Here is an 11,386-nt window from a genome sequence, read left to right as displayed (position 1 = left end):
CGCGGCGGTCGGCCCGTCGATCGACGTCGCGCTCGACCTGCACGGCCGGGCGTCGCTGCCGTTCAGCCGGCGGCTGTTGCCACTGCTCGAGCCGCTGGTCGACCTCGGCCACCTGTTCACCACCCGACTGAGCGGCCGACCCGGCCGCCACGACCGCCAACCTGATCCGGCCGCGACGGCCTGACCGAAACGGAACCAGACACATGCGTAAACCCCTCCGTACCCTGGCCGCCTTCGCCCTGCTCCTGCCCCTGGCCGCCTGCGGACTCGACGACGTCGAGCCGGGCGCGGCCGCCGCCGCCGGCGCCGACCGTGTGCTGGTCGGCACCTCCGGCGACTCGGCCGGCACGCAGCTCGCCTACAACATCGCCCGGGCCGAGGGCTACTTCGCCGCCGAGGGCATCGAGGTCGAGGAGGTCCAGGTCAACGGCGCACCGCTGATCCTCCAGGCGCTCATCAACGACCAGGCGAACGTCGGCTTCCTGTCGCTGTCGACCGCGCTGCAGGGCCGCGAGCACGGCAAGAACATCAAGCTCGGCGCCGCGGTCCAGATCACCAACGACTGGACCCCGATCATCTCCGTCGCGTACCTGAAGAAGAAGGGCATCGACCCGGCCGCGTTCGTGAAGCTCCCGCCCAAGGACCGGCTCGCCCAGATCAAGGGCAGCGTGTGGGCCGTCAACGCCGCCGGCGGCCTCTACGAGCGAGCGACGATCTACCTGGCCGACCATTACGGACTCGACCCCGAGCGGGACATCGAGATCATCCCGCTCGACCAGGTCAACCAGGTCGCCGGCGTCAAGGACGGCGCGGTCAACGTCTGGCTGGCCAGCCCGCCCAACAACCACCTGCTCGTCCAGTCGGGCCACGCGGTCGAGCTGCTCACCCACGACGAGATCGTCGCGGAGACACCGCTGGTCGCCAACGCGCGGTCGGCCGAGACGATCATCAACGACGACTGGGCGCGCGGGCACAGCGACGTGGCCAAGCGGTTCTTCAAGGCCTACCAGCGCGGCGCGGACTTCGTCGTCGGCCACTCGGTGCCGGAGATCATCGCGTCGCTCGGCAAGGTCTATCCGGACCTGTCCGACGCCCGGATCACCGCGATCGTCGAGGCCAACAAGAAGAACACGCCGCCGGACAGCCGCCACCCGACGCCGGCCATCGAGGCGCAGGTCGCGTTCGCGGTGGCCAGCGGCAACATCAAGAAGACGTTCACGGTCGACGAGGCGTACACCGACGCCTACCTGCCCCCGGTCGCGCCATGACGGTCACCGAGCTCCGCGTCGAGGTCGGACAGCGGCCACCCCGGTCGCACGCTCCGCTGGCCCGCGTCGCGCAGCACACCCTGGTCGTCGCCGCGTTCCTGGTCCTCTGGCAGGTGGCCTCGGGCCGGTGGGTCGACCCGCTGCTGATCACCGACCCGATCTCCGTCGGGAAGCAGCTGTGGGAGTGGATCGAGGACGGCCGGCTGGTCTTCCATCTCTCGTTCACCCTGCAGGCCCTGCTGATCGGATTCGTCGCCGGCTCCGTCGCCGCGTTCCTGCTCGCCGTGGTGTTCACCGAGCTGCCGCGGCTCGGCCGGTTCGCCGAGACGTACATCATCGCCTTCAACGCGATCCCGAACATCGCGCTGGTGCCGATCTTCATCGTCTGGTTCGGCTTCGGGATCGCTACGAAGATCCTGATGGCGTACCTGACGGCCTCGTTCATCGTGTTCATCGCGGCGTTCCAGGGGTTGCGCAACACCGACGCGCGCTACTTGGAGCTGGCCCGGATCCTGGAGGCGAGCCGGTGGCAGGTGCTGGTCAAGATCCGGCTGTGGGCGGCGCTGCCGTTCCTCGCCTCCGCGTTCAAGATGGCGCTGCCGAAGACGGCGCTGGCCGTGGTGATCGCCGAGTTCCTGGGCTCCAACCGCGGTGTCGGCTACCTCGTCGTGCGGGCCAGCAACCTGCTCGACATCCCGGCGCTGTTCGCCGCCGTGGTCGTGCTGACCGCGCTGGTCCAGGTCCTCTCGCTGGTCGCCGCGTTCGTCGAGGCGCGGCTGCTGCGGTGGATCCCGAAGGAGAAGAGGTAGCCATGAGCACGACCACGGCGCCGGTCCGGCCGGCCGTCCGGGGCGGTTCGATCGCCATCCGCGGGCTGAGCCACGTGTTCGCCGGGTCCGTCGAGGCGTTGCGCGACGTCGACCTGGAGATCGCGGCCGGCGAGTTCGTCTCGTTCGTCGGCACCAGCGGCTGCGGCAAGTCGACCCTGCTCAACATCATCGCCGGCCTGCTCACCCCGACCAGCGGCAGCGTCACGATCAGCCGGGAGTCGGCCGGCGGCGGGCTGCCCCGCCGCGCCTACATCACCCAGGACGACCGGCTGCTGGCCTGGCGCACCGCCCTGCAGAACGTCGCCTTCCCGCTGGAGCTGCACGGCGTGCCCAAGCGCGAGCGGCTCGAGCGCGCCCGCGACCTGCTCGACCGGGTCGGCCTCGCCGACGCCGCCCACCGCCGTCCGCACGAGCTCTCCGGCGGCATGCGGCAGCGCGTGTCGATCGCGCAGGCGTTGGTCTACCGGCCCGCGGTGCTGCTGATGGACGAGCCGTTCGGCGCCCTCGACGCCTGGACCCGCGAGTCACTGCACGAACTGCTGCTGGGTGTACGCGCGGAGCTCGGCACCACCACGGTGCTCGTCACCCACGACGTGTCCGAGGCGCTGAGCCTCTCGGACCGGGTCGTCACGCTGGCGCCACGGCCGGGCCGGATCCTGCGCGACCACCCGCTGCGCGACCATCCCCGGCCACGGGACCTGCGGTCGCCGGCCTTCCTCGACCTGCACGACACCATTCGCGCCGACCTCGGCTTCCACTCCACGAAGGACACTCCATGAGCGACGAACGGCGACACGTGAAGCTGGGCTTCTCGATCTGGGCGACCGGCTTCCACCCCGCCGGCTGGCGGCTGCCGGAGGCGAGCGCGCACGGCACGTTCGACCGGGCGTTCCTGCGCCGCACGGCGGAGACGGCCGAGCGGGGCAAGCTCGACTTCTACTTCATCGGCGACCGGGTCGTCGGGCTGCCCTCGTCGCAGCACGAGGCGCCCAACGAGGTGCTGCGGCCCGAGGCGTTGACCACGGCCGCGTTCGTCGCCGCGGTGACCAGCCGGATCGGCATCGTCACGACCGTCAACACCACCTACGCCGACCCGTACACGATCGCCCGCGCGACCGCCCAGCTCGACCACCTCAGCGACGGCCGGATCGCGTGGAACATCGTGACCGGCAAGAACGAGGAGGCCGCCGGCAACTTCGGCCGCGAGTCGCACTGGGACGCGACCAGACGCTACGAGTGGACCAGCGAGTTCGTCGAGGTGGCCCGCGGGCTCTGGGATAGCTGGGAGGACGACGCGCTGGTCGCCGACAAGGCCGGCGGCACGTTCATCGACGAGGCCAAGGTGCACCGCGTCGACTACCGCGGCCGCTACTTCTCCGTCGACGGGCCGCTCAACATCGCCCGTCCGCCGCAGGGACACGTGCCGATCCTGCACGCCGGATCGTCGGAGGAGTCACACGAGTTCGGCGCGAAGTACGCGGACATCCGGTTCGTCCTGCTGCAGGACACGGCCGCCGCGAAGGCCTACTACCAGCAGACCAAGGCCAGGCTCGCGGCGTACGGGCGGACCGAGGACCAGCCGATCGTGGCCGGACTGCCGGTCTACGTGGCCGCCACAGCCCGCGAGGCGCACGCCAAGTTCCGCGAGATCCAGCACCTGACGGTCGCCGAGGCCCGGCTGGAGCCGCTGTCCGCGGCGCTCGGCGTCGACCTGGCCGGTCAGCGGCTGGACGCCCCGATCTCCGAGGTGCCGCAGCTCGCCGGGCTGACCGGGCGCGCGGCGCTGATCCTCGACCGGGCCCGGCACGCGTACGACGACTCCTCGCCGACCTTGCGCGAGCTGGCGCTGTTCTTCAAGCGCACACACGGCAAGCAGGTCGCGGTCGGCGACGGCGCACAGGTCGCGGACTACATCGAGGAGCAGTTCCGCGAGCGGACGGTCGACGGGTTCATCCTCTTCCCGCCGTACCTGCCCGGGCCGCTGGACGCGTTCGTCGACCTGGTGGTGCCCGAGCTGCAACGGCGCGGCCTGTTCCGCACGGAGTACGGCAGCGAGCGCACGTTCCGCGAGTTCTTCGGGCTGCGCAAACCCGCGAACCAGTTCACGACCGCGCTGGCCGCGGCATGAGCGCCGTGATCGTCTCCGTCGCCGAGCTGGCCGCGGCGCTGGCGTCGCCGCGGCCGCCGGTGCTGCTGCACGTGGGCGACGGGGCCGGCGGGCTGATCCCCGGCGCGGTCCCGGTCGACCTGGCGTCCACCCTCCAGGGCGTGCCGTCGTCCGACTCGGACGGTCGCCGGCCGCTGCCCGCGGTCGACGACCTGCAGGCACACGCCCGCTCGTGGGGCATCTCCAGCGCGTCCACAGTGGTCGTCTACGACGGCAGCGGCGGCACGCAGGCCGGCCGCGCCTGGTGGGTGCTGCGCTGGGCCGGCATCGCGTCGGTCCGCCTGCTCGACGGTGGGCTGGCCGCCTGGGCGGCCGCGGGACGCGGCGTCACGCACGACGTGCCGGCGCCGGTGCCCGGCGACGTGACGCTCTCCCCCGGCCACCTGCGTGAGCTGGACGCCGACCGGGCCGCCGAGTACGCCGGCGCCGGCCGGCTCCTCGATGCCCGCGGACCACAGGCCTTCGCCGAGGGCCACATCCCCGGTGCGATCTCGCTGCCGACCCGGGACAACCTCGGCCACGACGGGCGCCTGCTCGACGCGGACACCCTGCGCAAGCGGTTCGCGGCGTTCGACCTCGACGACGGGCGGCCGGTCGGCGTCTACTGCGGCGGCGGGGTCGCGGCCGCACACGAGGCCGCGGTGCTCGCGTCGCTGGGCGTCGACGCGGCCCTGTTCGTCGGCTCGTTCTCGGCCTGGTCCGGCGACCCCCGCCGGCCGATCTCCCGTACCCCGTCCCCCGAAGGATCGTGATCGCGTGACCGTCACCGACGACCTGCTCGCCAACGCGTCCGCGTACGCCGACGCGTTCGACAAGGGCGACCTGCCGCTGCCGCCGGCCCGGCACGTCGCGGTCGTGGCCTGCATGGACGCGCGCCTCAACCCCTACGGCCTGCTCGGCCTGGCCGAGGGCGACGCGCACGTGATCCGCAACGCGGGTGGCGTGGTCACCGCCGACCAGCTGCGCAGCCTCGCGATCAGTCAGCGGCTGCTCGGCACGCGGGAGATCATCCTGATCCACCACACCGACTGCGGCATGCTGACCTTCACCGACGACGCGTTCAAGGCCGGCATCCAGGCGGAGACCGGGCAGAAGCCGGCCTGGGCCGCCGAGGCGTTCAGCGACCTGGACGAGGACGTCCGCCAGTCGATCCGGCGCATCCAGGCCGACCCGTTCATCCCGGTCAAGGAATCGGTCCGGGGCTTCGTCTACGACGTGCACACGGGCAAGCTGCGCGAGGTCACGCCGTGACCCGCCGGCTCACGAGATGGCGGAGCTTCGGACTGGCGCTGCTGCTCGTCGCCGTCTCCGGCGGGCTCACCGCCTGCGGGGGCGACGAGGGCGCCGCGGCCGCCACCGGCGGCGGCCCGCTGCGGGTCGGCTACCAGCGCTTCGGCGGCCTGGCCCTGGTCAAGGCCCGCGCGGCCGCGCCCGAGGTCACCTGGTCGCTGTTCGAGAGCGGTCCGGCGCTGACCGAGGCGCTCAAGGCCGGCAGCATCGACATCGGACAGACCGGCGAGGCCCCGCCGATCTTCGCCGCCGCCGGCAAGACCGACTTCCGCATCATCGGCACGTCGGAGCCGATCCCGCAGGGCGAGGCCGTGCTGGTCAAGGAGAAGAGCGGGTTCAGCTCGTTCGCCGACCTCAAGGGGAAGACGGTCGCCCTCAACAAGGGCTCCAACGTGCACTGGCTGCTGGTGAAGCTGCTCGAAGCCAACAACATGACGCTCGCCGACATCACCGTCAAGTACCTCAAGCCCGCCGAGGGACGGCCGGCGTTCGACAACGACCAGGTCGACGCGTGGATCATCTGGGACCCGTACTTCGCGCTCGCCGAGCAGCCGGGCGTGAAGGTGCTCGTCGACGCGTCGAACCTGGTCAACAACCGCGAGTACATCCTGGCCGCCCCGGACGCGCTGAAGGACAAGGGGCCGCAGCTCGAGGCGTTCCTCAAGACCTACCGCGAGACCACCGACTGGGGCATCGCCAACCCGCCGGAACGCGCCCGCGTGCTCGCGCCGGAGCTGAAGATCGACGAGGCGGTCGCCACGCGGGCGCTGAGCCGCAGCGCCAAGCCGCTCGCGCCGATCGACGCGACCGTCGGGGCCGAGATCCAGACGATCGCCGACGGGTTCGCGAAGCTCGAACTGATCCCGGAGCCGGTCGACATCAGGTCGCGGGTGGACGAGACGTACTCGGACGTGTTCCGGTGACGGCACGCCGCTGGCGGCGTGCCGTCACCCCGGTGGCCGTCCTCCTCGCATGGGAGGCGGCCAGCCGGGGCGGCGTGATCCCGCCGGCGAAGCTGCCCGCGCCCAGCACCGTGCTGGAGACCGGCTGGCGGCTGGCCCGCGACGGCGATCTCGGCACCCACCTCGGCGACTCGCTCACCCGAGCCGCACTGGGCCTCGCCATCGGCGGCGCGCTCGGCGTGGTCCTCGGCACGGTCGCGGGCCTCGTCCGGCTGGGCGACGACCTGGTCGACCCGCCCGTGCAGATGGCCCGTATGCTCCCCCACCTCGCGCTCGTGCCGCTCGTCATCGTGTGGGTCGGCATCGACGAGTCGCTCAAGGTGACGCTGGTCGCGCTCGGCGCGTTCTTCCCGCTCTATCTCAACACCTACGCCGGCATCCGCGACGTCGACGAGCGCCTGGTCGAGGCCGCGCGCACGTGTGGCCTGTCGACCCTGTCCCGCGTACGCCACGTCGTGCTGCCCGGCTCCCTGCCGTCGCTGCTGCTCGGGCTGCGCCTGGCCATCGCGGCCGCGTGGCTGAGCCTCGTGGTCGGCGAACAGGTCGCGGCGCAGAGCGGCATCGGCTTCATGATGATGGAGGCCCGCGAGTTCAGCCAGATCGACGTCGTCGTCCTGGGACTGTTCGTGTACGGGCTGCTCGGCCTCGCCTCCGACCTGATCCTGCGCGCCGTGGAACGGAGGGCCCTCGCATGGCGGGTCGGGCTGAAAGCGAGCTGATCGCCGGTCACGGTGTGCGGCGCGCGTTCGGCGACGCGGTCGTACTGTCCGGAGTGGACATCGTCATCCGGCGCCGCGAGGTGGTCGCGCTCCTCGGCGGCAGCGGATCGGGCAAGAGCACGCTGTTGCGGGCGCTCGCCGGGCTGGACGCGGAAGCCGCCGGCACCATCCACCGCAACGGCCGCAGCGCCGTCGTCTTCCAGGAGCACCGTCTCCTGCCGTGGAAGCGGGTCGCGGCCAACGTCGGCCTCGGGCTGACCGGCGACGTCCGGGGCCGGGTCGCCGCGGCCCTCGCCGAGGTCGGCCTGGCCGACCGCCAGCGCGCCTGGCCGGCCGAGCTCTCCGGCGGGCAGGCCCAGCGGGTCGCCTTCGCGCGCGCCCTGGTCCGGGAACCCGACCTGCTCCTGCTCGACGAGCCGTACGGCGCGCTCGACGCACTGACCCGGCTGCGCATGCAGGGCCTGTTCGGCCGGCTGAGGGCCGAGCACGGGTTCGCGGCGCTGTTCGTCACCCACGACGTCGACGAAGCACTCCTGCTCGCCGACCGCGTCCTCGTGCTCGACGCGGGCGTCATCGCCGAGGACATCGCCGTGGACCTCGACCGGCCGCGCGCCCCGGACCACCCCGGCTTCGGCGTGCTCCGCCGCGGCCTGCTGGCCCGGCTCGGCGTGCCCGTGCCGGCCGGCGCGAAAGCGGAGGTGTAGGCGGGCGTTCGACGGGGCCCGTCCGCGACGACGCGGTCGTGACTCAGGTGTTGAGCTGCCAGATCGCGAGGTTGAGCGCGCTCGCGTAGGTGACCCAGGCGAGGTACGGGACCAGCAACAGCGCGGCGGGCCGGTGCACGCGCCAGAAGAGCACGATGGTCGCGACGACCGCGATCCACATCGCCACGATGTCGGCGAAGGCGAGGCCGTACTGTCCGGCGCCGAAGAACAACGGGGTCCAGGCGGCGTTGAGCACCAGCTGGGCGGTCCAGACCCACAACGCGGTCGTGAAGCCCGTGCGTCGCCACACCAGCCAGCCCGCGAGCGCGATGGTCGCGTAGAGCGCCGACCACACCGGGCCGAACAGCCACGACGGCGGCGCCCAGCCGGGTTGCCGCAGCGCCTGGTACTCCTCGGCGGTGCCGCTGACCCCGAGCCCGCCGATCGCCGCCGCCAGCGCCGCGGCCGCCGCGAACCCGGCCAGTGCCAGCCAGCGGCGCCCGCCCCTCGCGTTCCGATTCGCCCATGAAACGGTCGTCATGCCGGGCTAGGTTCCCGCTCGCCCGCTGTTCATGCGAATCGACGCACGGGTCACCCGTCGACGGGATGCAGCAGCGCGCCGGGCGCGGGTGGTGGCAGGTCCGTGTCGATGGTCAGCGCCAGGTAGCGGGTCGCGGACTCCTCACCTATCCGCACCTCGGCGATCTTCACGTCGGCGCCGCCGGTCGCCAGCCGTGCGGGCTCGCCGTCGCGGATCTCGCCGTCCAGCCGGCCCAGCAGGCGCAGGCCAGTGCCGTCCGGTCGCGGCTCGGCCTCGGCCACCTCGAACCGCCACCGGGGCGCCGTCCGCCCGGCCGCCCTGGGTCGGAACTCACGGCTCGCGGACCGGCTGCGGAAGAACCGGCCGCCGAACGCGAGGTCGACCTCCCGCAGCTCGTTGAGCGAGGTGTCCTGCATGTGCCGCAGGGCGTGGCGGGCGCGGCACATCCGCACGCCGTGCCGGATCTCCCACAGCGACGAGCTGCCGGCGGAGACGTAGTCGCTGACGAGGGAGTCGACGTCGCCGGTCGCACCCACGGCCCGCAACGCCTCGGCGACGACGGTGCGGGCGTCCGCCGGCACCGCGTCGTCGCCGACGAACGGCAGGGCGAGCAGCAGGCGCTGGGCGGGCGTCAGCGTCGGGTCGGGCAGGTCGGCCAGGGCGCGCAGCTCTTCCCAGCACAGCGCGGGGCCGTGGTACTGGCCCAACGCGCCGATCCGGATGGCCGACCCGCCGAGGTCGGAGGTGACCAGCACGTCGACGCCACCGTCGCCGGCCACGTTGCGGTTGACGATGCGCAGCCAGCGCCACCAGTTGCGCATGGGTGCCAGCCGCACGGACAACACCGGCCACCGCGCCTGGTCCAGCAACGCCCGCTCGAGGTCGGCACGATCGGCGTCGGAGGCACCGAACGCGGCGGACGTGTCGTAGACCGCGCCGCCCATGTAGGCGAGGTAGACGGCCCAGAACCCGGGATGCTCCAGCAGCGCGGCACCGTCGACGAGCCGGGCATCGTCGGGCAGTTCGTAGCCCGCGATCGCGAGGTCGCTCTCAGACTTGGCCGCCATCCCCGCGCCTTTCCGTCGACGTTGCCCACACCGACGTCTAGCGCCTCGGCCCCGATCTTCGTCACGGCCGTGGAAGCCACCCGTGCGAATCCCTGCGGCGGACACGCTGCCTGGCCGAAGATCAGGTCAGTCTCGTCCCCCGTGATGTCTCGGATCTATCCGCCGGTCTGCGTCCGGAGGTCGGTACGGCTCACCGTCCCAAGCGTCCACGTAAGACGGACAACGTCACTGACGTCATCCCTTAGCCGCGGGCGGCTTGGCCAGATCCCAAATCCGAGCGTATTCGTCAGCAACCTCGGGCCGGCGCCAGATCAATCGAAGACCGTCATCGACTGACTCCATGGGTTCGGCCAAAGGTCCGAGGACGACAAAATCGTGTGGGATTATCCGACTGGCCGCGTCGACCCGCCCCAGAGGATCCGGGAAGCGTAACGCCACCAACTCGCCCGTGCGGTGGAAGACTTTCATTTCGTCGGCGACACCCAAAAATGCTTCTTCATACTTCGGCAGTGGATCCGAAAATCCACCGTCCAGCAGGAAGCGAAAACCCCACACCCGCCCTCGGGTAGCCCAGATGAGGTTCATCGGCGGCTCCTGAGGAGGATCTGCTTTTCTTCGCCGTTGTCCAAATCCATGCGGAAGCCGGTCAGCGTGGCGGAAAGGTGTTCCTTCTTGGCGACCGCCTCGGAGTTCATTTTTCGGAGTTTGTCACCCGCAAGCGTGAAGGCGTCGTTCACAACATCAGGACCGAATAGGTTTACCAGGGAGCCCAACGGTCCAGGCAGTCGACTGCTCCTGTGCCCTATTAACGCTGCGGCCAGGGCTCCGGCGCCATTCAGCAGATTCTCGGCCACTTTCCCGGGGATCTGCCACGCCTGGGTCCATCGGACGTGTCGCTCGAAGGGGAGAACGGCCGCCAATGGCAGGATGAGTTCCAGGCCGACGCGCTCGGTCAGCTTGATCTTTCCCGCCTCGAACTTCGCTGACGACAACAGTACGAAGTCCTCGCCCATGGACAGTGCGTCGCCCGCCTCCACCAGACCCACGAGGACCTTGCGCAGTTCGTCGATCTCGTCGCACGCCTTGTCGATGAGGAGATCCCGGAACTTGAAGACGTCCAGGTGCGGGAGCAAGTCGGCCTTCGACAACGCCATCATCCAGATGCGCGGAAACTCGACGAGAGGTTTGCCGCCGGCCAGCAGATCATCCTTGAGCGAAAGCAGTCCGTTGCGCATATTGACCAACAGCGATTTGAGGTATCGCTCCTCTTCGCCTGCGTGGTCCAGTAACCGCTGACCATCGACGAGCAGGAGCGCGACGTCAGCACCCAACAATGACCGGAAGGTGTCAATCCTGCGCTGAGCCTCCTCCGGCCCGCTCACGTCCTGATCGAACCACTCTCCCGGATAGTCGTGCCAGATAAGGCGTAGGGCATCGAATGGTCTGTAACTCGCATCGGTGGCAGCAGAGCCGTCCCTCAGCTTGACGCAGAAAGAGTAGGACGTGGCGGCGAATTTGGTGGCCGTCGGCATCCGCGCCGAGTCTCGCATCCCGAGGTAGTTTCGATGCAACCGAGCGCCTTGCCCGATATCGTCCGCAATGACATGGAAAAAGTTCCTCTGCAGGTAACGAGGTTCCTGCGTAGCTCCATAAAACGAGGAGAGCAAGACGGTCTTGCCGCTGCCGGTCTCGCCGAACACCGCGATCTGCTGTTCCAGCACTCTGCTCAATTGCATACCAGGATCTTAGAAGCCGGTGCCCAGGAAATCGCCAGTCACAACTGCGCCGGGTTCAGCTGATTGGACGTTGCGGAAGCGCAACCACCGACACGAGGCGCC

General features: G+C 70.6%; 14 protein-coding genes. 10 read left to right on the top strand and 4 right to left on the bottom strand.

Translation table 11 applies throughout. The features are described from left to right. The 10 genes from AB0H87_RS29890 to AB0H87_RS29845 all read left to right on the top strand — a co-directional run. On the top strand, positions 1 to 184 hold a 184-nt coding region (locus AB0H87_RS29890), incomplete at its 5' end, for a hypothetical protein (RefSeq protein WP_360152906.1). 19 nt (positions 185 to 203) lie between these two features. Continuing rightward, positions 204 to 1,268: an ABC transporter substrate-binding protein gene (locus tag AB0H87_RS29885; RefSeq protein ID WP_360152903.1), complete on the top strand. Its 1,065-nt coding sequence runs from the start codon at positions 204 to 206 to the stop codon at positions 1,266 to 1,268. Next, the gene (locus AB0H87_RS29880; protein WP_360152900.1) at positions 1,265 to 2,077 is read left to right on the top strand and encodes an ABC transporter permease; all 813 of its coding nucleotides are present in this window, start codon (positions 1,265 to 1,267) and stop codon (positions 2,075 to 2,077) included. Before AB0H87_RS29885 ends, AB0H87_RS29880 begins: the two co-directional genes overlap by 4 nt. A 2-nt stretch (positions 2,078 to 2,079) precedes the next feature. Then, positions 2,080 to 2,877: an ABC transporter ATP-binding protein gene (locus tag AB0H87_RS29875; protein ID WP_360152897.1), complete on the top strand. Its 798-nt coding sequence runs from the start codon at positions 2,080 to 2,082 to the stop codon at positions 2,875 to 2,877. Then, positions 2,874 to 4,226, top strand: coding sequence for an NtaA/DmoA family FMN-dependent monooxygenase (locus AB0H87_RS29870; protein WP_360152894.1), 1,353 nt, complete (start codon positions 2,874 to 2,876; stop codon positions 4,224 to 4,226). Before AB0H87_RS29875 ends, AB0H87_RS29870 begins: the two co-directional genes overlap by 4 nt. Next, on the top strand, positions 4,223 to 5,017 hold the full coding sequence (locus tag AB0H87_RS29865) for a rhodanese-like domain-containing protein (protein ID WP_360152891.1): 795 nt from the start codon (positions 4,223 to 4,225) through the stop codon (positions 5,015 to 5,017). Before AB0H87_RS29870 ends, AB0H87_RS29865 begins: the two co-directional genes overlap by 4 nt. 4 nt (positions 5,018 to 5,021) lie before the next feature. Continuing rightward, positions 5,022 to 5,516, top strand: coding sequence for a carbonic anhydrase (locus tag AB0H87_RS29860; protein WP_360152888.1), 495 nt, complete (start codon positions 5,022 to 5,024; stop codon positions 5,514 to 5,516). Further along, a complete protein-coding gene (locus AB0H87_RS29855; RefSeq protein WP_360152885.1) occupies positions 5,513 to 6,478 on the top strand; it encodes an aliphatic sulfonate ABC transporter substrate-binding protein in 966 nt (321 codons plus the stop codon). Before AB0H87_RS29860 ends, AB0H87_RS29855 begins: the two co-directional genes overlap by 4 nt. Beyond that, positions 6,475 to 7,236 carry an ABC transporter permease gene (locus AB0H87_RS29850; RefSeq protein ID WP_360152882.1) on the top strand — a complete coding sequence of 254 codons (762 nt, stop codon included), beginning with the start codon at positions 6,475 to 6,477 and terminating at the stop codon, positions 7,234 to 7,236. Before AB0H87_RS29855 ends, AB0H87_RS29850 begins: the two co-directional genes overlap by 4 nt. After that, positions 7,209 to 7,940 (top strand): ABC transporter ATP-binding protein, encoded by a 732-nt coding sequence (locus tag AB0H87_RS29845; RefSeq protein WP_360152879.1) that lies wholly within the window; start codon positions 7,209 to 7,211, stop codon positions 7,938 to 7,940. Before AB0H87_RS29850 ends, AB0H87_RS29845 begins: the two co-directional genes overlap by 28 nt. 43 nt (positions 7,941 to 7,983) lie before the next feature. Here the strand turns inward: AB0H87_RS29845 and AB0H87_RS29840 are convergent, their stop codons facing one another. From AB0H87_RS29840 to AB0H87_RS29825, 4 genes are all read right to left on the bottom strand, one after another. Beyond that, entirely contained in the window at positions 7,984 to 8,481 is a 498-nt protein-coding gene (locus AB0H87_RS29840; protein ID WP_360152876.1) for a TspO/MBR family protein, read from the bottom strand. A 50-nt stretch (positions 8,482 to 8,531) separates the two neighbouring features. After that, the gene (locus tag AB0H87_RS29835) at positions 8,532 to 9,548 is read right to left on the bottom strand and encodes a hypothetical protein (RefSeq protein ID WP_360152873.1); all 1,017 of its coding nucleotides are present in this window, start codon (positions 9,546 to 9,548) and stop codon (positions 8,532 to 8,534) included. Positions 9,549 to 9,782: 234 nt separating this feature from the next. Beyond that, positions 9,783 to 10,133, bottom strand: a complete 351-nt coding sequence (locus AB0H87_RS29830; RefSeq protein WP_360152871.1) for a hypothetical protein — start codon at positions 10,131 to 10,133, stop codon at positions 9,783 to 9,785. Further along, positions 10,130 to 11,284, bottom strand: coding sequence for a hypothetical protein (locus AB0H87_RS29825; protein WP_360152868.1), 1,155 nt, complete (start codon positions 11,282 to 11,284; stop codon positions 10,130 to 10,132). Before AB0H87_RS29825 ends, AB0H87_RS29830 begins: the two co-directional genes overlap by 4 nt. Positions 11,285 to 11,386 lie beyond the last annotated feature (102 nt).

It is taken from the genome of Asanoa sp. NPDC050611, from assembly GCF_040654855.1.
Lineage (GTDB): Bacteria > Actinomycetota > Actinomycetes > Mycobacteriales > Micromonosporaceae > Asanoa.
Note: the sequence above shows the minus strand (reverse complement) of the source record. Positions and strands in the feature narration are given on the sequence as shown.